At 66.1% G+C, this 23,922-nt stretch carries 20 protein-coding genes and 1 pseudogene; 18 read left to right on the top strand and 3 right to left on the bottom strand.

The genetic code is table 11. The features are described 5' to 3' along the window. Positions 1-32: 32 nt before the first annotated feature. Together LJ362_RS15840 and LJ362_RS15835 are read right to left on the bottom strand one after the other, a co-directional pair. The gene (locus tag LJ362_RS15840; RefSeq protein WP_264799977.1) at positions 33-1,193 is read right to left on the bottom strand and encodes an ABC transporter; all 1,161 of its coding nucleotides are present in this window, start codon (positions 1,191-1,193) and stop codon (positions 33-35) included. 6 nt (positions 1,194-1,199) lie between these two features. Next, a complete protein-coding gene (locus LJ362_RS15835; RefSeq protein WP_264799976.1) occupies positions 1,200-2,555 on the bottom strand; it encodes an LPXTG cell wall anchor domain-containing protein in 1,356 nt (451 codons plus the stop codon). A 312-nt stretch (positions 2,556-2,867) separates the two neighbouring features. On the opposite strand from LJ362_RS15835, the gene dcd reads away from it, so the two are divergent. From dcd to LJ362_RS15765, 14 genes are all read left to right on the top strand, one after another. Beyond that, a complete protein-coding gene (dcd, locus tag LJ362_RS15830) occupies positions 2,868-3,446 on the top strand; it encodes a dCTP deaminase (protein ID WP_139468980.1) in 579 nt (192 codons plus the stop codon). Then, on the top strand, positions 3,443-4,645 hold the full coding sequence (locus LJ362_RS15825) for a hypothetical protein (RefSeq protein ID WP_264799975.1): 1,203 nt from the start codon (positions 3,443-3,445) through the stop codon (positions 4,643-4,645). Before dcd ends, LJ362_RS15825 begins: the two co-directional genes overlap by 4 nt. Before the next feature lie 153 nt (positions 4,646-4,798). After that, positions 4,799-7,852, top strand: a complete 3,054-nt coding sequence (locus LJ362_RS15820; protein ID WP_264801866.1) for a Na+/H+ antiporter subunit A — start codon at positions 4,799-4,801, stop codon at positions 7,850-7,852. After that, on the top strand, positions 7,849-8,484 hold the full coding sequence (locus LJ362_RS15815) for a Na(+)/H(+) antiporter subunit C (protein WP_169253543.1): 636 nt from the start codon (positions 7,849-7,851) through the stop codon (positions 8,482-8,484). Before LJ362_RS15820 ends, LJ362_RS15815 begins: the two co-directional genes overlap by 4 nt. Then, on the top strand, positions 8,481-10,061 hold the full coding sequence (locus tag LJ362_RS15810; RefSeq protein WP_264799974.1) for a Na+/H+ antiporter subunit D: 1,581 nt from the start codon (positions 8,481-8,483) through the stop codon (positions 10,059-10,061). The genes LJ362_RS15815 and LJ362_RS15810 overlap by 4 nt, the downstream gene beginning before the upstream one ends. Beyond that, the gene (locus LJ362_RS15805; protein ID WP_264799973.1) at positions 10,061-10,774 is read left to right on the top strand and encodes a Na+/H+ antiporter subunit E; all 714 of its coding nucleotides are present in this window, start codon (positions 10,061-10,063) and stop codon (positions 10,772-10,774) included. The genes LJ362_RS15810 and LJ362_RS15805 overlap by 1 nt, the downstream gene beginning before the upstream one ends. Beyond that, positions 10,774-11,331: a monovalent cation/H+ antiporter complex subunit F gene (locus LJ362_RS15800; RefSeq protein ID WP_264799972.1), complete on the top strand. Its 558-nt coding sequence runs from the start codon at positions 10,774-10,776 to the stop codon at positions 11,329-11,331. The genes LJ362_RS15805 and LJ362_RS15800 overlap by 1 nt, the downstream gene beginning before the upstream one ends. Beyond that, the gene (gene mnhG / locus LJ362_RS15795) at positions 11,321-11,716 is read left to right on the top strand and encodes a monovalent cation/H(+) antiporter subunit G (RefSeq protein ID WP_264799971.1); all 396 of its coding nucleotides are present in this window, start codon (positions 11,321-11,323) and stop codon (positions 11,714-11,716) included. The genes LJ362_RS15800 and mnhG overlap by 11 nt, the downstream gene beginning before the upstream one ends. Continuing rightward, the gene (locus LJ362_RS15790) at positions 11,706-12,458 is read left to right on the top strand and encodes a response regulator transcription factor (RefSeq protein ID WP_039211949.1); all 753 of its coding nucleotides are present in this window, start codon (positions 11,706-11,708) and stop codon (positions 12,456-12,458) included. Before mnhG ends, LJ362_RS15790 begins: the two co-directional genes overlap by 11 nt. Beyond that, positions 12,455-12,622 carry a hypothetical protein gene (locus LJ362_RS15785; RefSeq protein WP_264799970.1) on the top strand — a complete coding sequence of 56 codons (168 nt, stop codon included), beginning with the start codon at positions 12,455-12,457 and terminating at the stop codon, positions 12,620-12,622. The genes LJ362_RS15790 and LJ362_RS15785 overlap by 4 nt, the downstream gene beginning before the upstream one ends. Then, positions 12,619-13,911, top strand: coding sequence for a sensor histidine kinase (locus tag LJ362_RS15780; RefSeq protein ID WP_264799969.1), 1,293 nt, complete (start codon positions 12,619-12,621; stop codon positions 13,909-13,911). The genes LJ362_RS15785 and LJ362_RS15780 overlap by 4 nt, the downstream gene beginning before the upstream one ends. Further along, positions 13,908-14,723 carry a hypothetical protein gene (locus LJ362_RS15775; protein WP_264799968.1) on the top strand — a complete coding sequence of 272 codons (816 nt, stop codon included), beginning with the start codon at positions 13,908-13,910 and terminating at the stop codon, positions 14,721-14,723. Before LJ362_RS15780 ends, LJ362_RS15775 begins: the two co-directional genes overlap by 4 nt. An 86-nt stretch (positions 14,724-14,809) precedes the next feature. Beyond that, positions 14,810-16,825: a S9 family peptidase gene (locus LJ362_RS15770; protein WP_264799967.1), complete on the top strand. Its 2,016-nt coding sequence runs from the start codon at positions 14,810-14,812 to the stop codon at positions 16,823-16,825. Between the two features lie 29 nt (positions 16,826-16,854). Beyond that, positions 16,855-18,096: an N-acetylglucosamine-6-phosphate deacetylase gene (locus tag LJ362_RS15765; RefSeq protein WP_264799966.1), complete on the top strand. Its 1,242-nt coding sequence runs from the start codon at positions 16,855-16,857 to the stop codon at positions 18,094-18,096. An 82-nt stretch (positions 18,097-18,178) separates the two neighbouring features. Here the strand turns inward: LJ362_RS15765 and LJ362_RS15760 are convergent, their stop codons facing one another. Further along, complete coding sequence (locus LJ362_RS15760; RefSeq protein ID WP_264799965.1) at positions 18,179-19,864, bottom strand: HNH endonuclease signature motif containing protein; 1,686 nt, start codon at positions 19,862-19,864, stop codon at positions 18,179-18,181. A gap of 229 nt (positions 19,865-20,093) precedes the next feature. Between LJ362_RS15760 and LJ362_RS15755 the strand changes: the two genes are divergently transcribed. The 4 genes and pseudogenes from LJ362_RS15755 (at position 20,094) to LJ362_RS15735 (ending at position 23,854) form a co-directional block, all read left to right on the top strand. Further along, positions 20,094-20,687 carry a hypothetical protein gene (locus LJ362_RS15755; RefSeq protein ID WP_264799964.1) on the top strand — a complete coding sequence of 198 codons (594 nt, stop codon included), beginning with the start codon at positions 20,094-20,096 and terminating at the stop codon, positions 20,685-20,687. Positions 20,688-20,754: 67 nt separating this feature from the next. After that, positions 20,755-21,450 (top strand): hypothetical protein, encoded by a 696-nt coding sequence (locus tag LJ362_RS15750; RefSeq protein ID WP_264799963.1) that lies wholly within the window; start codon positions 20,755-20,757, stop codon positions 21,448-21,450. 436 nt (positions 21,451-21,886) lie between these two features. Next, positions 21,887-22,554 (top strand): annotated as a pseudogene (locus LJ362_RS17140) (copper chaperone PCu(A)C). Next, the gene (locus tag LJ362_RS15735; RefSeq protein WP_264799960.1) at positions 22,544-23,854 is read left to right on the top strand and encodes a Dyp-type peroxidase; all 1,311 of its coding nucleotides are present in this window, start codon (positions 22,544-22,546) and stop codon (positions 23,852-23,854) included. Before LJ362_RS17140 ends, LJ362_RS15735 begins: the two are co-directional and overlap by 11 nt. Positions 23,855-23,922 lie beyond the last annotated feature (68 nt).

Genomic DNA, 23,922 nt, shown 5'->3' with positions numbered 1-23,922 from the left:
GACCGGGCAGTTCTCAGTCTATCTGCCGCGGATCACTCGACCGGGTAGGCATGCAGGGCAGAGGTGTCGACCTCGACGAAGACATGCGTGCCGACCTTGACGTTGGCTCGCAGTTCGGAGATCGTCGCGCCGAGTCCCGGATGCAGTACACCGAATCCGACGGTCGGCTTTTCGCCCGCGTCTGATTCGGCGGTCGCCGCGGAATCCTCAGCCGATTCGGCGGATGCGTCGGACTTCGTCGAATCCGCCGGATCCGTCTGCCTGCTCGCCACTCCGGCGAGGTCGGCCAGGTCGACGTCGAGGGCGAGTCCCATCTCCGTGTCGACCGGTGAGAGCTTCGCCTGCAGACAGGAGCCGCGATCGCGCAGTCCCGTGACGATGGCTTCGAACACCGTCGCCGAGGTGAACGCCGGGTCGTGTTCGTCCAGTGACAGGAGGGCGGCACGCCACCCGAGGGTGACGTAAACCTTTCCGTCGAGCTCGGTGCGGGCGCGCACGGCCGAATGGCCGATGGACAGCCATCCCTTCCGAGCCAGCCCGGAATAGACATTGACGCCGCTGAGCTCGGCCGGCAGCGAACCGCGCGGTTCGGTGACGATCTGCTCCAAGGAACCGAGCGCGACGAGTTGGTCCTTTTCGATATCGGCCACCCCCGCCTCGGCGATGGTGTGGTCGGTCAGCGAATTCGAGCTGAAGACGACACCGCGGCCCTCTTGGGCGACGAGTTCGGCGAAGCGCCCCCGCAGCCCGGTGCGCAGATGGCCGGGGACCGAACCGAACGGGTCGATGAGGGTCAGCCACTTCGCGCCGCTCGCCCAGGCCGCGGCCAGGGCGAGGCGGGCACGATCGGTCGCGTCGAGATCATCGAGGCGACGGCGCAGAACGTCGGGACGCAGTCCGAATGATGTCAAGGCAGCCGATGGATCCGCTGCCGATGCCGCCTCCCCAGATCCGGCATCGGCTTTGCGAAGATAGCCCTTCATCCAGCTGCGCACACGCAAGCGACCCGACCGGCGACCGGTCGGGAAGCGTGGTGGTGGTGCGACGTGGGGCAGGGCCGCCGCGGACAGCACCACCGAGGTGGTACTGTCCGGGCTGCCCATGAGTCCGAGCATTGTCCCTGCTCGCAGACGTCCGAGGTCGATCTCGCGTCCGTCGAGCTGCAGCCCCGCTAGGGACAATTCATCGTTCAATGCGGTTTAGAACTCCGCGGGATCGTCGGAGGCGTTCATCCGCCGACGGGTGATGATGACTGCTGCTGCACCGACTGCGAGCAGACCGACACCGAGTGCCAGACCGGTCATCTCGGCACCAGTGCGCGGCAGGTCGCTGCCCGAATCATTCGAGCCGCTGCCGTTCCCGGCCCCGTTGCCGCCCTCATCGACGGCGGTGCCGTTGGTGAGCACGGTGAAGCTTCCGCCCTGGGGCTCATCGAAGCTCTCGGCCTGGGCGCGGACGTTGTAGGTGCCGAGCACGGCCTTGACCTTGGCCTGGACACCGAACGTGACCTTGCCTTCGGAATCGGCTTCCTTGGTCATCGTGTAGCGGTCGACCTTGCCCTGGGCATGCTCGACCGTGATCGAGACCTTCTCGCCGGGCTGAGCACCGCTGACACCGATCTTGATGCCGTCGTTCAGGAAGTCCTCGGAGCTGACCTCGGTCGGGTTGATGAACATGGAGGCCTGCGCGGCTGCGGCAGGCTTCTTGTCCTCGGTGCCGGGGCTGGCCGGACCGGTGGACTCGGGAGCCTCGTCCTCGGCCTTCTCGTCGCCTTCGGCACCGTCGGTCTCATCGACCTTGGGCTCGTCGGCCTTGGGCTCGTCGTCCTTCGGACCCTCGGCGGGTCCCGGCTTCACACCGTCGGCAGGAGCCTTGTCCTCGGCCTTGTCGGTTTCCGACGGGCTCGGCTTCGGCGCCTCGGTGGTGGGCTCTTCGGTCTTCGTCTCAGAGGGCTCCGGGGACTTCGTCTCGCTGGGAGTCTCGTCCGGAGTCTTGATGGGACCGGTGGCCGACTCGCACTTGTCGTCGTCGCCCTTGCCCGGTTCGTCGACCTCGGAGGCCTTGGAGACGACGTCGAAAGTCACCTTCGAGGACTTCTTCTCGGACTTGAGATCGGTGAGGTAGAGCGAGTATTCGCCGACAGGCACTTTGGCACCGTCGGTGACGGTGAAGAAGTAGGTGCCGGAGACCTTTCCGTCTTCGTCGACCGTGAGCTTCTTGTCCGGCGAATATTCGGTGCCATCGGTGCCGACGACGGTCACCGTGGCCTTCTGGTCCGGGCTGAATCCGGTGCCGGAGAAGCCGATTCCCTTTTTGTCGTCAGCGATATCGGCGCGGGTCACCTGCGCCTGCGCAAGGGTCGCCTGCGGATCCGACTCGTCGGGAACCGAAGAATCCGCTTCGGAGCTGCTCGATGACTGCTGATCACCCTGGGCGCACAGCGGTTGCTGAGGGACCGAAGCGGTGGACTCTGTCGCTGCGAACGCCGGGGCGCCAGCAAGACCTGTCAATGCAACGGCTACTGCGGGGGCAAGCACAAGACGCGAGGTCTTCACAGTAATGCCTTTCGATTGTTGTCTACCCACGAAAGACGATGGACTCCCGGCATTCCTTGGCTTAAGAAGGGGAAGGCACCATCGTGCGCGGGTCCGTACAGCTCATTACCCTAAAGCATTCATCCGCCGCTATGGGGAGACACACGGGTAAAAATCAGGAGAAATCCCGAGAATCGTTACCGTGTTGTGACATAGTTGCGGCGTGTCGGTGGATTTCGCCGGCCGATTCTGCATGCTCGACCCATGGTTCGGCGGAGGGAGGAGGAGAGAAAGCTTGAGCGTGCGGGGCGCGCAACGACTACCATCGGAAGCGTGACTCTCCTTTCCGACCGCGACATCCGCGCCGAGCTCGACTCCGGGCGCATCGCCCTCGACCCCTACGACCCGTCGCTGATCCAGCCGGCCAGCGTCGACGTGTGTCTCGACCGCTACTTCCGGCTCTTCGACAACCACAAGTACGCGGTCATCGACCCGAGCCTCGAACAGCCCGAGCTCACGCGTTTCGTCGAAGCCGCTCCGGGGGAGCCCTTCGTCCTCCACCCGGGGGAGTTCGTCCTCGCCTCCACTCATGAGCTCGTGACCCTGCCCGTCGACGTCGCAGCCCGGCTCGAGGGCAAGTCCTCGCTCGGACGTCTCGGCCTCCTGACCCACTCGACCGCCGGATTCATCGATCCCGGCTTCAGCGGCCACGTCACACTGGAGCTGTCGAACGTCGCGACGCTGCCGATCACGCTGTGGCCGGGAATGAAGATCGGTCAGCTCTGCTTCTTCCGCCTCAGCTCGGCGGCGGAGAATCCCTACGGTTCGCAGGCCACGGGCAACCGCTACCAGGGCCAGCGCGGTCCGACCGCTTCCCGTTCGCACCTCAATTTCTATCGGAGGGACATGTGATCACCCGCCGCGAACTGCGGCTGCAACGCGAAGCCGCTGAACGCGCCGCCCGGGAACAGGCCGACGCCGCGCGCTACCAGGCCCCCGACGCCGAGGTTTCGAGCGTCCCGAATGCGACCGGAGACCAGGTGGGCCCTGACGCCGGTGGCTCCGTGCCCCCTGCCTCCGACGCTCAGGCCGCGAGCCGGCGGCGGACCGGAATGCCGTCGACGGGACGGCCCGGATACGGCGGCGACACGTCCGTACCCGAGGACACGGCCACCTCGGCGGATCTGCGCGGTTTCCACCTCATCCTCCTCGATGGCGCGGTCGAGGTCTCCGACGTCCTCGCGCTCATCCACAACAAGCTGCCCGACCTTCGCCCGGTGCTCGACGAGCACGGGCAGTTGCGACTGAGCCGGCACTCCCGACTCAGCTCCGGGGCTGCCCTCGACACAGCCGATGCCGCCGCGCTCGAAGTCCCTGACTGGGCTCGGCACGCCATCGTCATCGACTGCCCCAGAGACCGGCAGCCGACCCCGCCGCCGGACTGGTTCGCCGACGCCGACGGACTCCACGAGGCCTTCCCCAACGGAATGCCGGACCGGGAGGAGGAGCGGATGCTCAGCCTCATGCTCTCCGTCGCCTCCCGCCTCCACACCGGCGTGCGCCTGGCCGACGAACCCGGACTGCCGACGCGGGTGATCATCCCCGACCCGGAAGCGAAGGTCGACCTCTACATCTACTCCTCGTACTGGATGGAGCCGGCGGTCGCGCTCGACTTCGTGCGCCGCCATGCACCGCACGCCTTCCAGCAGGCCCTGCCCACCCCCGACGAGGATGTGCTGGCCCAAGCGAGCATCGACGATCCGCTCTTCGATCCTTCCGCCCCGGTCATCCTCGACGGCTATGCCCTGCTCGTCCCGCTCGGCGAGATCGATGAATCCGCCGGCAGCCTCGAGATCCGCGTGATGGAAGCCGAGTGGGTTCCGCCGATCGTCGCCGCCCACACCGACGCCCCGCAGATCGAATACCACGTGCACTGGATGGACACCGAGTCGAAGCGCTATCAGCCGAACCCGGGACGCCGCTTCCGACGGATGCGCGGTCGGGTGGCCGAGCTGACAGACGCGATCGGAGCCGAGCTGCTCGTCGGCTCGGACGGCATCGGACTCGACGAGAACGGCTTCCTCGTGACCAGCCGACAGCTGCGTGCGTGACCAGTCGTCGGAAACGCGCGTGATCGGTGTCGTGCCGGGGCAGAGCCTGTCTCAGCTCACATCCAGCAATTGGGGAAACGACACCTGTCCGTGCGAAAATGACCTGACGAACTTTTCTCACAAACAGGCATATGACGGAGGTGGCCGCCGGTGATGATCATGACAGGGGCCTTCTTCGGGGCATCTGTCATCGCCTACCCTCTGGTTCGCCTGCTCGGCCGCAACGCTTTCTTCCTCCTCGCCCTCGTTCCCTTCGCGGGACTCCTGTGGAGCCTGTCGGCGATCTCCGATCTGTTCGGCCCCGCGGCCCAGCCGATCGTCGAGGATCTCGACTGGCTGCCCGAACTCGGCCTCTCCGGAGTCTTCCGCCTCGACGTGCTCTCCTGGATCATGACGCTGCTGGTCACCGGGGTCGGAGCTCTCGTCTTCGTCTACTGCACGCGCTACTTCCCGCGGGACGAGCCGGGCTTGGCTCGGTTCGCGGGAATCTTCATGGCCTTCGCCGGAACGATGTATGGGCTCGTCGTCGCCGACGAACTGCTCATGCTCTACCTGTTCTGGGAAGGCACCACAGTCTTCTCGTACCTGCTCATCGGGCACAGCCAGTCCCGCCGTCGCTCGCGGCAGGCTGCCCTGCAGGCGCTCATCGTCACCACGGCCGGCGGCCTGGCCATGCTCGTGGGCATGATCCTGCTCATCACCGCCACCGGCACCGGGCAGATCTCGACCCTGATCGACCGTGCCCAGTCCGGAATGGACACGGGCGGAGTCATCGTCTCCGCCGTCATCCTCATCCTCGTCGGCGCGATCTCGAAGTCCGCGCTCATGCCCTTCCACTTCTGGCTGCCCGGCGCCATGGCCGCACCCACTCCGGTGAGTGCCTATCTTCACGCCGCTGCGATGGTCAAGGCGGGAATCTACCTCGTCCTGCGCCTGGCACCGGGCTACCACAACATCCCCGGCTGGTCCGAGGTGCTGCTCACCCTGGGGCTGCTGACGATGTTCATCGGCGGGTGGCAGGCGCTGAAGCAGACCGACCTCAAACTGCTTCTGGCCTTCGGTACGGTCTCGCAGCTCGGCTTCCTCACGACCATGGCCTCGTTCGGGACTCCGGACATCACGAAGGCGGCCCTGGGTCTGCTCATCGCCCACGCCCTGTTCAAGTCCTGTCTGTTCCTGTGCGTCGGCATCATCGACCACCGTGCCGGCACCCGTGACCTGACGAAGCTCTCCGGCGGGTGGAGGGCCTTCCCTGTCGTCGCCGTGTGCGCGACGATCGCAGCCGCCTCAATGGCGGGGCTGCCGCCGCTGCTCGGCTTCGCTGCGAAGGAAGCCGCATACTCGACGCTGCTGTCCTCGCCGGACAAGACCTCGGTCATCGCCTTCATCGGGATCATGATCGGCTCGATCCTCACCGTCGCCTACTCGGCTCGCTTCATCTGGGGTGCGTTCTCGTCGAAGCCGGGCGTCGATGACATCGCCCGCCGCGACGAAAAGCTCACCCTCGTCGTCTCCCCGCTCATCCTCACCGCGCTGACCCTGGCGCTCGGCCCGGGAGTCGGACTGCTCGACGGCTACTTCTCCGCCTGGACCACCGGACTGCCGGCTGTGGCCGAGGGCGACGGGCACTACCACCTCGCGCTGTGGCACGGATTCGAACCCGCGCTCGCCTTCACCGCTGTGACCGTCGCCGCGGGCCTGGCCCTGTTCATCGTCCGCCGTCCCTTCGCGAAGGTCCAGGCGACACTGCCGTCGGGACTGGACTTCCACGAGCTCTACCGGATGCTCATCGGCCGGATGGAAGCCCTGGCGCTGTGGGTCACCGCCCGCACTCAGCGCGGCTCGCTGCCGTTCTACCAGGGCGTGGTCTACTTCGTCCTCGTCGCCGGATTGGGTCTGGCGATCATCGCCAATGACACGTGGAACATCACCTTCCGGCTCTGGGACACTCCGCTGGATCTCATCGTCGCGGCCGTGCTCGTCATCGTCGCGATCGGGGCCACCCGCGCGAAGAAGCGCTTCACCGCCGTCGTCGTCACCGGCATCTCCGGCTATGCGATGGTCGCCTACTTCGCCTTCGTCGGCGCTCCCGACCTGGCCCTGACCCAGGTGCTCGTCGAGACCATCACGATCGTCGTCTTCGTCCTCGTCCTCCGCCGGCTGCCGGCGCGCATCGGTGAGTCCACCGGTCGCCTCACCCCCGCGTGGCGGGCGATCATCGGCGGCGCCGTCGGCATCACCGTCATGCTCGTGGTCCTCATCGCCACCGGTGTGCGCGTGGCCGATCCGATCTCCACCGACTTCGGGCAGCTCGCCTACGAACTCGGCCACGGCAGGAACATCGTCAACGTCACCCTCGTCGACATCCGTGCGTGGGACACGATGGGCGAGATCTCGGTGCTCGTGGCCGCCGGAACCGGTATCGCCGGCCTCATCTTCGTCCGCGGTCGCGAAGGTCACCTGCACCGGTTCGAGAGGAAGAAGGACGGCACCGAGGCGGCCGGCCGCATCCGCTTCCAGCCCGTGGCCGAGGACGTCGTCGATCTCCACCACACCGGCCGCAGCGAGGGGCTGTCGCAGAAGCGAGCGTCTTGGCTCATCGCCGGACGCACCCTGGCCCCGCGCAACCGGTCGATCATCCTCGAGGTCACCGCACGCCTCATCTTCCACGCCGTCATCATCTTCTCCGTCTATCTGCTCTTCGCCGGCCACAACGCCCCGGGCGGCGGATTCGCCGGCGGCCTCGTCGCCGGCCTCGCCCTCGTCGTGCGCTACCTCGCCGGAGGCAAGTACGAACTCGCCGAGGCGGCCCCCTTCACCCCCTCAGGAATGCTGGGCACCGGCCTGGTCACCGCGATCCTCACCGTCATCGGAGGGTGGATCTGGGGTGAGACGGTCTTCGACTCCGTCTACCTCGAGGGCGATCTGCCGCTGCTGGGCCACGTGTCCTTCGGCACGTCGACGTTCTTCGACATCGGCGTCTACCTCATCGTCGTCGGCCTCATGCTCGACATCCTCCGCTCGCTGGGGGCCGAGGTCGACCTGCACCAGGAGCGCGACGAGGCGATGCTGACCGACCGCATCCACGACAATGTGAACTTCTCCGAGAACCTGGGCGCGACCGCCGAACATCGAGCCGTGTCCGAGATCATCGACCGGGTCAACGAACTCGACGTCGACAACGGTGCGGAAGGGGGCCGACTGTGAGCGTCTCCTTCGTCATGGTCCTGGCCATGGGCGTCCTCTTCGCCGCCGGCATCTACCTCATGCTCGAACGCTCCCTGACGCGCGTTCTGCTCGGCTTCATCCTGCTCGGCAACGGAGTGAACCTGCTCATCATCCTCACCGCCGGGCGCGGTTCCCCGCCCCTGACCGACGGAGAGAACCTGTCGACCGAGGGCATGTCCGATCCGCTGCCGCATGCCCTCGTCCTCACGGCCATCGTCATCACCTTCTCCGTGACGGCATTCCTGCTGGCTATGATCTACCGTTCCTGGAGGCTCATGCGCGCCGATTCGCTGCAGGACGACGACACCGACCTCCAGGTGGCGATCACGAAGCTCATCGACTCCGAGGCGGAGGCGAGCACCGACTACGACGACACCGAGTTCGGCGACGAGGCGGAGTCCCCGATCACCGGCGCCATCGACCTCGACGACGACGGGACTCCTGCGGAGCGGGAGGAACTCGTCGACGATATCGAGGATGCGTCGACTCCGGCCGAGGCCGATGCCATCGCCGAGGCGGCCGCGGACTCGCAGACGGAGGCCCACAGCGCCGAGGAGGCCGAAGTCGCCGAAGAGGCCAAGGACGCGAAACCGCAGGGAGACGACGCATGATCGATCTTCTGCCCGTACTCGTTCCCCTGCCGGTTCTGCTGCCGCTCATCGGCGCCGGCATCGCGCTGATCCTGTCCAAGCACACGCGGGCGCAGAACCTCGTGTCGATCGCGATCCTGGTCGCGGTCATGGTCATCGCCACGCTGATCCTCTTCGGGGTCGATGCGCACGGACCGCAGGTTGTGGCGATCGGGGGCTGGCAGCCACCGGCCGGCATCGTGCTCGTCGCCGACAGGCTGTCCTCGCTTATGCTCATCGTGTCCGCGCTGGTCACCCTGTGCGTGCTCGTCTACGCACTGAGTCAGGACGCCAACGACGACTCGAACGAGACCCCGATCTCCGTGTTCAACCCCAGCTACCTGGTGCTGTGCGCGGGCATTGCGAATTCGTTCCTCGCCGGAGACCTGTTCAACCTCTACGTCGGCTTCGAGATGTTCCTCGTCGCCTCGTATGTGCTGCTCACGCTCGGTGCCACAGCGGAGCGGATTCGGGCGGGAGTCACCTATGTGATCATCTCGCTGGTGTCCTCGGTGATCTTCCTCGCCGCCATCGGCATCATCTACGCCGCGTGCGGCACCGTGAACATGGCGCAGCTGGCGGGGAGGATCTCGGACCTGCCGGCCGATGTGCAGATGATCCTCCACGTCCTCCTGCTGCTGGGCTTCGGCATCAAGGCCGCGATCTTCCCGCTGTCCTTCTGGCTTCCCGACTCGTACCCGACGGCACCGGCCCCGGTGACTGCGGTCTTCGCGGGACTGCTGACGAAGGTCGGCATCTATGCGATCATCCGCACCGAAACTCTGCTGTTCTCCGAATCGTCCCTGCGGGTGCCGCTGCTCATCGCGGCGGGACTGACGATGCTCGTGGGCATCTTCGGCGCCATCGCGCAGTCGGAGATCAAGCGGATCGTGTCCTTCACCCTGGTCTCCCACATCGGCTACATGCTCTTCGGCGTCGCCTTGGGGACGAGTGTGGGCCTGTCCGCGGCGATCTACTACACGGTTCACCACATCATCGTCCAGACCGCGCTGTTCCTGGCCATCGGACTCGTCGAAATGCGCGGCGGGTCCACCTCGACGAGGTCGCTGGGCGGTCTCATGGTGCTGTCTCCGGTGATCACGATCATCTTCTTCATCCCGGCGCTCAATCTCTCCGGCATTCCGCCGTTCTCCGGGTTCATCGGCAAGGTCGCGCTCTTCCTCGCCGGCTTCGACGATCATGCGTGGCTGCCCACGGTCCTCATCGTCGCCGGCACCGTGACGAGCCTGCTCACCCTCTACGTCATCGGCCGTACCTTCAACCTCGCGTTCTGGCGAGATCCGGTCGACGTGGAAGAGCCGAACGAGGACCTCGTCGAGGAGTTCACGGAGCGGAAGAAGACGCTGCTGGCGGGGAAGACGTGGAAATCTCAGATCGGAGTGCCCCCTGCCATGGTGGCGGCCACCTCGGTGGTGGTGATCGCCTCCATCGTGCTCACGATCGCCGCCGAACCCCTGTGGGACATGTCGAACCGGGCGGCGGAGAACCTCTCGACTCCGATCGACTACGTCACGAACGTGCTCGGAGGTGATGACTGATGAGCCCCGATCACGAGCACGGACGGCCGCGAGCTCAGGGCCGGGACGATGCGCAGGGCCGGGCCCGAGCTCAGCGACAGGTCCGCGACCAGGGCCGGGCCAGCGACCAAGGACAGAATCGTGCACCGGTTCCCAACCGGGCGCGGATGAGCCGGGGCCGCGGAGTCATCCAGCAGCTCGTGCTGCTGATCTCGCTGGTTCTGCTGTGGCTGATGCTGTGGGACGCCATCACGGTGGTCACCGTGGTCACCGGAATCGTGCTGGCGTTCATCGTCACCCGCGTGTTCTACCTGCCGCCCGTCGTGCTGTCCGGACGGTTCAACGTCTGGCATGCCACGGTGTTCGGCCTGTGGTTCCTCTACTCGGTCCTCCACGCCTCCGTCGAAGTCGCCTGGTATGCGTTCCGCCGCAAGGCGGTCGGAGCCGGGTCCGTCATCGCCTGCGATCTGCGCACGAGCTCGGACCTCGTGCTCACCCTCATCGCCGATACTGCCAGCCTCATCCCCGGGTCGATCATCATCGACAGCGACCGGGCCATGGGCATCCTCTATCTGCACTTCCTGGACTGCGATTCCGAGGAGAAGCTGCGCAAGGCCAAGGCGCAGGTCTACTTCATCGAAGAGCTGCTCATCCGCACCCTCGGTTCGCACCGTGACCTCGCCTCTCTGCGGGCCAGGCCGGATCCGCTGGGCGAGACCGAGGGAGGTCGCTGATGGGTGAGATCGTCCTCCACACCCTCGTCATCGCCGGTTCGGTGCTGCTGGCCGCCTCGGTGGTCATCGCGCTCTTCCGGATCGTCCGGGGTCCGTCGATCCTCGATCGCATGATCGGCACCGACGTCGTGCTCGCGTCGATCATGTGCGGCCTCGGCGGGTATATGGCTCTGTCCGACCGCACGGATCTGCTGCCCGTGCTCATCGTGCTCGCGATGCTCGGCTTCGTCGGTTCGGTGAGCGTGTCGAGGTACGTGTCGAAGTCCGATTCGATGACCCTGGGCGCCGAGGCGGGGGCACTGTCGGACTTCACCAGCACGGATTGGCATATGCCGCGTGGTGCGGGGGAGCAGAGCGCCGAAGCGACGGAGCTCGGGGAGCCGGAGGTCACCGAGATCACGGATCCCACCTACGACGCCCACGCCGACAGCGATGGAGAGGGCGAGGGCACCGGGCCCGACCCGGGACCTGAAGACGCCGAGCACATGTCGGACGGCGACGGATCGGGTGGCGACGGATCGGACCGAGACGGAGAGGGGAACAGTCGTGGTTCTTGACATCATCTCGGCCGTGCTCATCGTCCTCGGCGCGGTCCTGTCCCTGGCCGCAGCGGTCGGTCTCGTCCGCTTCGCCGACCTTCTCTCGCGGATGCATGCGAGTGCGAAACCCCAGGTGTTGGGCCTGGTGCTTGTCGCTGTGGCGATCGCGATCCAGTTCCCGACCTGGGCGACGGTGACGACGTTGGCGATCATCATCTCCTTCCAACTGGTGACGATCCCCGTCGCCACCCATATGGTCGGCCGCGCCGGATATCGCACCAAGCACCTGCGTCGATCTATGCTGTACCGAGATGAACTCGCCGAGGCGGTCGATCGTGCCGAGGCGAGAGAGATCGCCTGGGAACGCCAGAGAGGAACCGGAACTGACCACCATGACGGCTGACAATCACACCGAGCCCCAACCACTCGTCTTGGTCGCCGATGATGAGCCGGACGTCCTCGGAGCGGTCGTGCCGTTCCTCGAACGCTCCGGATTCCGGGTTCTGCCCGCCAGCGACGGACTGCTCGCCCTCGATGAGATCCACCGCCACCGACCCGATGTGTGCGTCCTCGACGTGCTCATGCCCGGAGCCGACGGACGGCAGGTGCTGCGCCGACTGCGCCAGGAGGAGAACTGGGTTCCGGTGCTGCTGCTGACTCAGGTCGGCGAAGGCGTCGAGCGGGCGATGGCACTCGAAGAGGGCGCCGACGACTACCTCAACAAGCCCTTCGACCCGCACGAGCTCGTCGCGCGCATCCGTGCCGTGCTGCGTCGCACCCGCAATGACGGGCCGCCCTTGGCCACAGCACCGGTGCTCGTGTCCAGCTTCGGCCTGCGCGTCGACCGAGTCGGACGCCGGGCCTGGTTGGGGCAGCGTGAACTCGTCATCACGCCTAAGGGCTTCACCCTGCTCGAGTACCTCATGGTGCACAAGGACGAACTCATCGAACGCTCCCGCCTGCTCGAAGTGCTGTGGGGATTCGAAGAGGCTGTGGGCACCCGTGCCGTGGACTCCCGTGTCGCCGAACTGCGTCGCGTGCTCGGCGAAGATGCCGCAGAGCCCAGGTGGATCGCCACTGTGCAGGGGCGCGGCTACCGGTTCGTCGGTGAGGTTCGCGGGGAGGACGGACAGAGCCGTCTATGACGAACTTCCTTGTCTTCGAGATCCAGGTCTGGCTGTTCCTGCTTCTGCTCGTCATCGTGCTCGGCGGTCTGGCCGTCGGTGCCTGGTTCGGCTGGCGGCATCTGAAGAAGCGTGAGGCCTCACTGCGGGAATCCATCGAGACGCCGCGGCCGAGGATTCGATGACGAAGCGCAATCGGATGCTCATCCGACTCGACCACGAGCTGAAGAATCCGCTGACGGCGCTGCGCACCTCGGCGGCGAGCATCCGCGAGGTCGTCCGTGACGGCGGTACTCTGAGCGAGGTGGAGCCGGCAGCGAAGCAGGTCGACGTGTCCTCACGCCGGGTCGCTCGACTGCTGGCCGATCTGCGCAAGCTCGCCGATGTCGAGACGCGCATCATCGAATACGCCCGCGTCGATCTCGACGCGCTCATCCATCAGGCCGTCGAAGATGCCTCCACCGCGCCGGGCGCCGAAGATCGGATGATTGTGGCGACTGTCGCCCGTGCTCCGTGGCGGCTGCCCGATGTCGCCGGCGAGGAGGATCTGCTGCTCACCGCGATTCTCAACCTGCTGGGCAATGCCCTCAAATACTCGTCTCAGGCCGAAGTCGTCGAGCTGCGCGCCAATGAGCAGATCATCGACGGCCACCGCTGGGTCGTCGTCGAGGTTGCGGATACGGGCAGCGGCATCCCGCTGGCCGAACAGGAGAACGTCTGGGACGAGCTCTCTCGCGGTTCACGTGTACGCGCGGTCGCCGGTTCGGGCATGGGCCTCTCGCTCGTGCGTGCCATCGTCACTCGGCACGGCGGATCCGTGCAGCTCTTCAGCCAGGAGGGCGTGGGCACCTCGGTGCGCATGGTCCTCCCGGTCCTTGCCGATGCCGCACCCGTGACCGTTCCGCAGATGTCGGATCATATGGATCGGGTCGCTGCCGGTTCGCATGCGGTGCAGCCGGTGCAGCAGGCGGATTCGCGGCAGGCGCCCGGATTCCTGCCTCCGCGTCAGCCCAATGACGCCGAACTGCAGGGACGGATCCTCGGCACTCCGCGGCGGACGTCGAAGCGTCGTCTCGAGCGGGTCGACGGGAACCTGGTCAATCGTCGGACGGGCGAATCCGTCTCCGGCGGGTTCCCGCCGGATTCCGGGCAGCATTCGCAGTTCAAACCGCCGCGTCAGGACCCGAACGGCGGAGGACAGAAACCGGGCTATGGGCAGCCGCAGGTCGGCAGCCAGCCGCACTCGGGTCCCCAGAAGTCCGGTCCACAGAATTCCGGCCCTCAGCATCCCGGCCAGCCTCCGGTGGGAAGTCAGCCGCATTCGGGTCAGCAGAACTTCGGCCAGCCACCTGTGGGGAGTCAGCCCAATTCCGGTCCGCAGACGCCCCAGCACGGGTACCGACAGGCTCAGCCGAATCAGAACGGCCCGGAAGCGGGGTACCCAAAACGTCGCCGGCAAGGTGACCAGCAGTGAGACCAGTGACTGGGCGCACGGCAGCGGATATGTCCTCAGTGGGGATCTTCGCTGCGAAGAGACCCGCTTCGGGGAGTTCTGCCTCGGGCGGACCGGCGTCGGGAAACCCCGCCTCGGGCAGACCTGCCTCGGTGCGACGAGCCGCTGCTGCCGGCACTCTCGCACTGACGGTCCTCCTCAGCGGATGCTCGGTATTCCAGGTCCGCACGGAAGACAAGTCCGCCGGGCCGGTGCGCATCGGCGTGCAGGAGACCGCCGGACCCGAGCCCACGGGCAAGCCCACCGAAGCCGGCATCCCCGAGGGGATGACGAAGACGTCAGTGACGTTCGGCAGCAGCTGCCCGGTTGAAGTCACCTTCGCGATCGGTGATGACTGGAGAGACAGCACCGGGAGCACCGAGCAGTTCCATGTCTTCAACCACGGTGACGACACGACTCGCGGCGATACCATCCTCGTCAACTGCACCGACGAATACGGCGACAGTGCTCAGGAAGTCGTCGATCAGAAGAGGCGGTACAACTTCTCCGAACAGGACTCACAGGTGTTGGCCGAGCAGACGGGGTCGCTGGCCGCGGGCGAGTTCTGGAGCTATCAGGGTGAACTCGGCCCGACCGAGATCCTCGCTATCAACAACGAACCGACTTATGCCTTCGGGGTGCAGACGGGCTACAAGATCAACGGGCGCCTGGTGAATCTGTCAATCGAGATGCGCACACCGAAGACGAACACCGAAGTGGCGGAGGACTTCAAGAAGATGCTGCCGACGGTGACGATTGACGGTGAGAAAGTCCCGTCACCGAGTTTCCACTGACTCTTCGGGGACTGTCGACCGCCTCGGCGATCTGGGGTTTCTCTGGATTTCACCCCGGAATCCGCGCTGGGATCTAGGATGGGAAGATGACGACCCACGACGCAGTGACCCGACTCCTCGACGCCCGCCGCCTGCAAGGCCTCTTGACGAATCAGAGCGGCCGCGTCATCGCCCAGTACTCGTTTCTCAATTCCGAGGGGAATTCCTCCCTCAGCCACCTCGCCGATATCAGCGGGGAGACGCCCCGACGCATCACTCGGGGCGGTCAGTCCGTGGGACCGGCCGCACTGAGCGAGAACGGCACGATCGTCTTCGCCTCCAAACGCAAAGGCGAGGACGGCAAAGATACCGAATCCCCGAGCTTGTGGGCTCTGCCGGACAACGGTGAGGCCCGCAAGCTTGCCGACCATGAGGGCGGCTTCTCCCGAATCGAGGTCAAGGGCGAGACCATCGTCGTCGAGTTCCCCGTCCATACGTGGGCCGCCGACGAGAACGACCATCAGGAATTCAGCACCGAACGCAGCGATGCGAAGGTCAGCGGGATCCTCCATACCGGGTTCCCGATCCGCCGCTGGGATCATGATCTGGGGCCGGGCCGACAGACCCTGGCCGTGGCCACGCTCAACGAGGCGGACGCCGACTTTCCGGAAGTCAGTGACGAGCTGAGCCCCCCGGCGGGCTTGGATTTCCGGTACCTGTCCCTGCCGTCTGGCCGACTGGTCGATTGGGCCGTCGACGATGGGGCCCGCTTCGCCCTCGTCCAGCTCGAGAAGCCGATCCCCGGTCAGCTCGAGGCCAGTGAGATCTGGCGCGTGGACCTCGACGGGGAACCCGAACTGCACCGTCTGACGAAACCGGCTGCCGATCACAGCTTCGACATCGAGGCCATCAGCCCGGACGGGACGAAAGCACTGGTCACTCGCGTACAGAATTGGACTCCGCAGACCAACCTCGCGGCCGAACTCATGGTTCTCGATCTCGAGACCGCGGAACTGAATCCTGTGTGGCCGGATGCCGATTTCTGGTTCTCTCCGATCTGGGCGGACGATTCGACCATCGTGGCCACCGCGGATGATCATGGTCGCGGCAGCATCTTCATCGGTGGCATCAACGATGCTCAGCCTCGGCGGCTGGTCGGGGGCGCCGATCAGAAGTATTCGTTCTCGGGGCTGGCTCTGCGCGAGGACACGGTCGTGGCGACCGCCTCGGCGATCGATGTCGCACCGCTGCCGATCTCCGTCGACCTCGGAACCGGGGTCATCAGCGAGCTCGCGAACCCGGCGACGGTGCTCGAGGAAGAAGGCACCCTCACCGAGGTGGAGGTTCGTGCCGAGGACGGCACGCAGATCCGCGCGTGGCTGGTGCTCCCGGAGGGGGAGGGGCCGCATCCGCTCGTCGTATTCGCCCATGGCGGACCGTGGGGATCGTGGAATGCGTGGACCTACCGGTGGAATCCGGGTCCCTTCGCTGCTGCCGGCTATGCGGTGCTGCTGCCGGACCCGGCGATCTCCACCGGCTACGGGCAGGCAATGATCGACCGCGGTCAGCAGCAGCTCGGCGGCACTCCCTTCACCGACATCATGGCGCTGACCGAGGCCGCAGGGGAGAGAGCGGACATCGATTCCGAACGTGTCGCACTGGCCGGCGGGTCCTACGGCGGATACATGGCCAACTGGGTGGCAGGGCACACCGGCAGCGCGTTCAAGTGCATCGTCACCCATGCCTCTCTGTGGAACACCACGTCGATGGGGCGGACGACGGACAATTCGTCGTGGGATCAGGCGATGCGGGAGCAGTCGGCGCAGTATTCGCCGCACCTGTTCGCCGATGACATCGAGGTGCCGATGCTCGTCATCCACGGCGACAAGGACTACCGGGTGCCGATCGGGCAGGGCCAGGAACTGTGGCTGGACCTGCTCACCCGGGCGAAGACTCCGCTCGACGCCGATGGCGACACTCAGCACCGGTTCCTCTATTTCCCCGACGAGGGGCATTGGATCCTCGGCCGTGGGAACGCCGAGGTCTGGTACCGAACCGTGCTCGCGTTCCTCGACTCTCACGTGCTCGGCATCGACGCGAACCGAGTCCGCACACTGGGGTGAGGGTTGTTCAGAGCGATGGAAGGACCCTGATGACACAGACCGAACGGATCCCCGCCGAGGCGGTCATCCACAATGCGTGCATCCTCGACGGCGGTCGGGCGACGTTCTCCGAGGAGACCGCTGACACGTGGATCGCGATCGCCGAAGGAACGGTCACTGCACGGGGCCGCGGGGACGGCTGGAAGGACAGGGCCGCCTCGGCGAGAGGTGAGATCATCGACGGCGCCGGCGGATACGTGGCTCCCATGTTCGTCGATATCCACTGTCACGGTGCGGGCGGTGCGAGCGCCGAGGACGGGAACGAGGGGATCGATGCGATCCTCGACGTGCATCGGGCCCACGGCACCGGCAGACTCGCTCTGTCCTACGTCTCCGACACGATCGAGGGGCTGTGTGAGTCCCTGCGCGCGGGCGCCGGACTCGTCCGTGAGCGGGCCATGGTCATGGGCCTGCACGCCGAAGGTCCGTTCCTGTCCCCGGATTTCAAAGGTGCGCATGCGCCCGAAGTGCTCACATCGCCGACTCCGGAGGCGGTCGAGGCGATCCTCGAGGCGGCCGATGGAACTCTTGTGCAGATCACGATCGCGCCCGAACTTCCCGGTGCTCTCGATGCGATCGGTCGGTTCTCTGCGGCAGGGGTGCGTGTGGCCGTCGGTCACACGGCTGCCGATTATGCGCTGGCCGCGCAGGCCTTCGAAGCGGGGGCGAGCATCCTCACCCACGCGTTCAATGCGATGCCCGGAGTCCATCACCGTGCTCCGGGGCCGGTCCTCGCCGCGGCCGAGGCCGAGCATGTCACCATCGAACTCATCAATGACGGCGTCCATGTCGTCGCCCCGGTCGCGCGTATGCTCCACGAACTCGCGCCCGGGCGCCTTGCTCTCATCACTGACGCCATGGCGGCGACCGGCCTGCATGATGGGAGCTATCACCTTGGTTCGCTCCCGGTCGAGGTCAAGGATTCGGTAGCGCGCCTGGTTACCGCGGATGGCACTCAGGGCGCCATCGCGGGGTCCACGTTGACGATGGACGAGGCTGTGAAGCGGGCAGTCGCCGAGGTGGGACTCAGCCCGTTCGACGCTGTGCAGTCCGCGAGCCTCGTTCCATTGCGTGCCGTGGGCGGAGTGCCGGAGTCGGGCGATTCTCTGCATGCGGCGGGTGGTGCCGCCGGTGCCGCCGGTGGCGGCAGCCTGTTGGCTCCCGGAATGTCGGCTGACCTCCTGCTGCTCGATGAGGACGTGAGCATCCGGGCCTCTTCGTTGGGGGACTGAACCCAGCCGAACATGGCAGAACCGAATTGAGTCCGGCTGAACTTGGAAAGTGGGCACAGCTGTCCCCTGAAAGTTGGGGCGGCTATTTGTCGAACAGGGAGTCGACGATGTCGTCCGCGATGAACCGGGCGTGGAGGACCGGCTTACGAGCCGGGTCCTTTGCGGCGGGCGGAATGTAGGCTGGTCGCCCGTCGAAGAGCATCACCGTGTCCCAGTCGGTGCGGTCGAGCAGGTGGTGATGATAGCTGCAGAGCAGCGCGAGATTGTTGATCTCCGTCTTGCCGCCGAGCGACCATGGAAACACATGGTTGGCATCGCACCAACCGGGAGGGGCGTCACAGCCGGGGAAGGTGCAACCTCGGTCACGGGCGGTGATCACTGCCAACTGTTTGCGATTGGCGAAGCGCTGCTCTGTGGCCACCTGCATCGTCTTGGCCCTGTCGCTCATGAGGTGGAAGAACAGCGAGCCGTTGAGGCCGTTTCTCATCAGTTCCTTGATGGGAATGGGATTGTCGGCGCCCGTGGTGCCGTGTCCTGTTCCTTTGGCCAGATCTTCGGCGGTGGCGTTGATGACGAGAGCATAAGGCGCTCCCGCAGCCGTCCGCTGCTTGTCGATCGTCGTGACGAGGCCGGCGAATCGCTCGTAGATCCATTCGCGCGCCGAGGGCTGTTCAGCGCTGACGTCGACGAAACCGCCGTCCTCCCGAACACCGACGCCGGGGACGGGCGCCGAATTTCCGCTCGTGCGAGCTGCGTCGAGATCGGGTTCCGGAACTCGCTTCGCGTCATATCGGTCACCGGAGAGCACAGCATCGACGATCTCAAGCAGCTCCGTGTCAGGAAGCGGCGAGCTCGTTCCCTCAGAAGCAGCGGTGACGGTGGCGGGATTGCCCGCGGCCGCGATCCCAGAGGCGCCGGTCGCCGAGTCGGCACCGGTATTGTCGGCACCGGCCTTGTCGTCTTCTCCCGCAGACTGGATTCGTGAGGTCAGCAGTCCGTTGAGAGTGCCGCCGGTGACGGGGTCGAGCAGTCCACGCAGCTCCCAGTCGCCGTTGGTCTTGGCACGCATGGACATGTTGTACGCAGAGCGGTCGGCCGAGTCGTTCGGCTCTGCGCCGTCCGGGTCGATATAGCCCATGAGCTTGCCGAAGATCTCGCGCAGATCCTTGAGACGGACCTTGGGCGCGTTGTCGACCAAGCGCGTCTCGACGTCGGTGCGGACCGTCTGACTGACCCACGTGGGCAGTTTGCGCATGCAGTCTTCGATGACAGACGCCTGGGCGGCGGAGATCGTGCCGGCATGGAGGGCCTCTGCGACGACAGGGTAGAGAGGCGGCAGAGCCTGTCCGGCCATGTCGACGCGTCCGCCGAGGTTCTTGGCCATATCGGTGCGGCGATTCGCCTCCGCGCCGGTGAGGTTGAATCGGTTCTCGATGAGCGACTTCGTCGACTTGGCGCCGAAATCGCTGGGTGTTCCGACGCGTTCGCAGACGGAGAGTGCGAGCGTCGACAATGCATCGTTGATGCGTGTGATCGCCTCGACCCCATCGGCGAGCATGATGGCCTGATCCGGTCCCATGGGGCGATCGAACGAGCGCAGCTCGTCTTTGAGGCTCATCAGCTGAGTGATCGACGAGGTGACTTCGGGCGCGAAGCGGCTGAGATCTGCCCACTCCTCGTCGGCCAGCAGCGGGTGACCGCTGGTCTGCGGGGAGTGGTCGGCGTTCCGATCGGCATGATCGGAGCTGCGTTCGGGAGTGAGGGTCATGGGGATGAATTCCGTTCACCAACATCGTTGTTGTTGGAATCCATTGTACGCTCATAATGTGTGAAAGTCCATAGGTGATCTAAAAAAGTTTCGAACACAAATACGGTGTTCGCCATAGTTCGAGGAAGCTGACAAGCCTCGTTGAGTCCATGCAGGTCAAGGGTGTTGTCGGCTGCGGCCGAGGCGAACCGGCTTCGAATGTGTCGGTCGGTCGTGGCACGATTGGAGTATGGATGCCCTGCTCCTCATTGACACCGACGACGCCAGCTACCCCAGCGATGACGCCATGGAGACCCTCGGCGATATCGTCACCCGCACCCGCGCCGTGGGTGGTGTGCTCATCTTCGCGTCGACGAAGGCTGACCTCGCCGACACTCCCGACGGGGAGCTGAGCATCTTCGTCCCTGATGAAGAGGATCTTGTGCTCCGGTCCGAGAGCCCGGATGTGTTCGAAGGCGTCGACGATCTGGCCGCAGGTCTGCATGACCTCTCAGTCGACCGGATCATCATCGCCGGCGCCGACGCCACCACGGGCGTGCCCGGCGTCGACGCCACCACGGGCGTGCCCGGGGCCGGAGCAGGCCAAGTCACCGCTGACCCCGCCGCCCAGGCGGGAGGCGATGCTGACGCCGACGTCTCCTCGGCGGGCACCCCCGGAGCCGTCTACGCCTCGGCGATGGCGGGTCTTGTGTGCAACTTCGACGTTGTCGTCCTCTCCGACTCCACCACTGACCCCGATGGCAACCTCGTCGTCTGGGGCGATGCTGCCGCTGATGCCGGTGCCATGGTCAAGAAGACCGCCGATACCTGGCTGCGGATGTAGGCTCTGCCGCCTTCCCGAAATTGTTCTACATTGAGTAGAATGTGGGAGCGAGCTGAGAGGAGGGCCCATGACCGGATGGACGAAATCCGTACGTGCGCTCTTCGCTGCCCTCTTCACGACTCTCCTGGCTCTGCTCATGCACCTCGGTGCCGGTGGCGGCGTCTCGATTCCGGGCACTGTGGTCGTCTTCGTTCTCGTCCTCTGGTCGGCGATGATCGTCGCCGGCAGGCGCCTGGGCTACCTGACTCTGGCGGGCCTGCTCGGCCTCGGACAGGTGCTCATGCACCTGACGATGGGCTGGTCCGCACACACCTTCGCCCATGCGGGGGCCCACGCGGGAACCGTTCAATCCGGAAGCGGTCAGGCCGGAGCTGCAGGTGCCGGATCCACTTCCGCCGAGGCGGCCCTCCACACCCATGCCGGACACATCGTCCCAGCCTCCGGCTCCCTTGACCTCGGTCCTGCCGCATCCGCGCTCGAACATGCGAGCCACGGGGCCACCTCGGCGGGGATGATCATCGCCCACGCCGTCGCCGTCCTCGTCACCGCCGTGATCCTCAAACGCGGTGAGGACATCGTCCTCAGCATTCTGCAGCTGGCCCTGGGGCCGGTGATCGGCGCACTGCGAGCCCTCGCCGAGGCGGCCGGAGTCCTGGCCGACGAACCGTTCCGCAAGCTCTGCGCTTCGTTCCGGGTGCCGCAGCCGGTCACATCGGCGGTGGTCGGCCCGAACTACCGCCGCGGCCCGCCCCCGTTCGGCTGACATCCCAATCGGCGTTTGCAGCGCCGACCCACACCTGGTTTCCCGGGTGACCATCCATCTTCGGGCGACCGCCCAGACAGCGGCGGGCCGCCCCTCAGTGACAGTCGAACACGTCGGCGCACACCGCTGCGCACAGACGACACGTGCCCCGCACCCTAGCCAGCACGTGTCCTGCGCACTCGCACGAGCTGCGCGCAGGCAACCGTGACCGGCGCAAAGGCTCACGAAAGCGCTGCCGGTCAGCCGCGTTCCCTGCACACAGGCGGACGAACGCGATGCGGCTCAGCGCCCGCAGATTCGGGCAGCAGAGACTCTGCGACCGAAGATCTTCGTCGTCTGACGACGGGGAAGACGCGGGACTGCCTGCGCCAACAGGCGACCGCGGCGCGCGCCGACATGTGCTCGATTGCACCTGAATGACGAAAGTGCAGACATCATGCAAAAGAACATCACCCTGGCCCTTGCCCTGCCCATCGCCGTCGCCATCGGCCTGGCAGGCTGCGGCCAAGACGACAGCAAGGCCGCCGGTTCGACACAGACCGACGGCGGCAGCTCCACCTCGGCGGAATCCTCGAAAAGCGCGGTCGACGCCGAAGCGCTCAGCTTCGACGGCGCTTGGGTCAAAGCCGCCGACGACGGAATGACCGGAGTCTTCGGGGAGCTGAAGAACAACACCGACGCCGACATCAACCTCGTCGAGGCGAAATACGCGGACGCGGAGATGGTCCAACTCCACGAAACCGAAGGCGACGGCTCGGGCGGAATGTCCATGCAGGAGAAGAAGGGCGGCTTCACCATCCCGGCCGGGAGAGCCTCCGCTTCGAGCCCGGAGGCGATCACATCATGATCATGGGGCTGAAGAAGGCGATCAAGCCGGGCGAGCAGATCAAGCTCGACCTCGTCACCGCCGACGACGAGACCGTCGAGGTCACGGCCGTGGCCAAGGAGTACTCCGGAGCCCAGGAAGACTACGCGCCCGGTGAGGCCGAAGGCTCCAGCGACGACCACGGAGACCACGGTGAGCACGGCGACGAGGGTAAACACATCGGCGCCGACAGCGAAGAGCACGAGGACTCCGACCACGGAGACCACGGTGACCACTGAGCCCGGTCGCACCGGCTTCAGCCGCCGAGGTCTCCTGACCTCGGCGGCTGCGGCCGGCGGTGCAGGTGTCGTCGGTGCCACGGCCGGATTTGCGCTCGGCCGCGGTCCCGGGTCTCCGGGTGGGAGCGGCGGCGACGGTGGGCCGCCTCGGCGAGATCTGGATGGCGCGAACGGGCCGCAGACCGAGCCGTTCTACGGCACTCATCAATCCGGGGTCGAAACCCCGCCGCAGGCCTATGCGCACTTCATCGCGTTCACGCTCAAGCCCGGGATCAAGGCCGCCGAGGCGGTGCGCTGGCTGCGGCTGCTCACCGCGGATGCGGCCGCACTGACTCAGGGGCGGGCGCCGTTGGCCGATTCCGAATCCGAGCTCGCCGTCGACCCTGCCAGGCTGACTGTGACCTTCGGATTCGGAGCCGAGATGGTTGCCCTTGCCGGAAAGAAGCACGTCCCGGATTGGCTGAAACCTCTGGAATCGTTCTCGATCGATCGCCTCGATCAGGACCGCTGCAAGGGCGACCTGCTCCTGCAGATCTGCGGCGACGATCCGCTGACCTTGGCGCATGCCAGGCGCATGCTGTTCAAGGACTCCCGATCGTTCGCTGAGATGGCCTGGCAGCGCGACGGTTTCCGACGTGCCTACGGCAGTTCGGGGGAGGGGAAGACCCAGAGGAATCTCTTCGGTCAGCTCGACGGCACGGCGAATCCGGGACCCGGATCCGAGGACTTCGCGCGGATCATCTGGGGGCGGGGCACCGAGACCGCGAACCCGGTGTTCTCCGCTCGCGGGGAGCCGCCGGCCGATCTCGGTGCGCATCTGCCGGTGTGGATGCGTGGGGGAACGACGTTGGTGCTGCGCGATATCGCGATGAACCTCGACACCTGGGATCAGGCCGATCGACCCGCACGGGAGTTCGCGGTCGGGCGGACCATGGGCTCCGGGGCACCGCTGTCGGGTGAGGGCGAGTTCGACGTTCCGGACTTCACCGCCGTCGATCAGCGCGGACTGACGAAGATCTCACAGGTCGCGCATATCGCCCGGGCCCGCGACGGACTGGGCCCGGAGGTGCAGATCCACCGGCGCACGTTCAACTACGAGACCGGCGCGGGCGGGGATTCGGGGCTCCTGTTCGCATCCTTCCAGGCCGATATCGAACGGCAGTTCCTGCCGATCCAGCGCCGCCTCGCCGAGGTGGACCTGCTCAACGAATGGACGACCCCGATCGGGTCGACCGTCTGGGCGATCCCGCCCGGAGCGACCGAGGACGGGTACGTCGGGCAGGAACTGTTCGACGGCTGAGAAAGCGGCGCGGCCGCCGCAGGCATGGCTGCGTCCTCACTGAAACGAGCGGCCGCCGGACCCGCAGA

This window comes from Brevibacterium sp. JSBI002, assembly GCF_026013965.1.
Lineage (GTDB): Bacteria > Actinomycetota > Actinomycetes > Actinomycetales > Brevibacteriaceae > Brevibacterium.
The sequence above is the reverse complement of the archived record's forward strand: the minus strand, read 5'-3'. Positions and strand labels throughout refer to the sequence as shown.

Coding starts and splice junctions, on each gene's coding strand:
- LJ362_RS15820 (WP_264801866.1), top strand. CDS start 4,799: ATGATCATGACAGGGGCCTTCTTCGGGGCATCTGTCATCGCCTACCCT.
- LJ362_RS15810 (WP_264799974.1), top strand. CDS start 8,481: ATGATCGATCTTCTGCCCGTACTCGTTCCCCTGCCGGTTCTGCTGCCG.
- LJ362_RS15805 (WP_264799973.1), top strand. CDS start 10,061: ATGAGCCCCGATCACGAGCACGGACGGCCGCGAGCTCAGGGCCGGGAC.
- LJ362_RS15800 (WP_264799972.1), top strand. CDS start 10,774: ATGGGTGAGATCGTCCTCCACACCCTCGTCATCGCCGGTTCGGTGCTG.
- LJ362_RS15790 (WP_039211949.1), top strand. CDS start 11,706: ATGACGGCTGACAATCACACCGAGCCCCAACCACTCGTCTTGGTCGCC.
- LJ362_RS15785 (WP_264799970.1), top strand. CDS start 12,455: ATGACGAACTTCCTTGTCTTCGAGATCCAGGTCTGGCTGTTCCTGCTT.
- LJ362_RS15780 (WP_264799969.1), top strand. CDS start 12,619: ATGACGAAGCGCAATCGGATGCTCATCCGACTCGACCACGAGCTGAAG.
- LJ362_RS15770 (WP_264799967.1), top strand. CDS start 14,810: ATGACGACCCACGACGCAGTGACCCGACTCCTCGACGCCCGCCGCCTG.
- LJ362_RS15765 (WP_264799966.1), top strand. CDS start 16,855: ATGACACAGACCGAACGGATCCCCGCCGAGGCGGTCATCCACAATGCG.
- LJ362_RS15760 (WP_264799965.1), bottom strand. CDS start 19,864: ATGACCCTCACTCCCGAACGCAGCTCCGATCATGCCGATCGGAACGCC.
- LJ362_RS15755 (WP_264799964.1), top strand. CDS start 20,094: ATGGATGCCCTGCTCCTCATTGACACCGACGACGCCAGCTACCCCAGC.
- LJ362_RS15750 (WP_264799963.1), top strand. CDS start 20,755: ATGACCGGATGGACGAAATCCGTACGTGCGCTCTTCGCTGCCCTCTTC.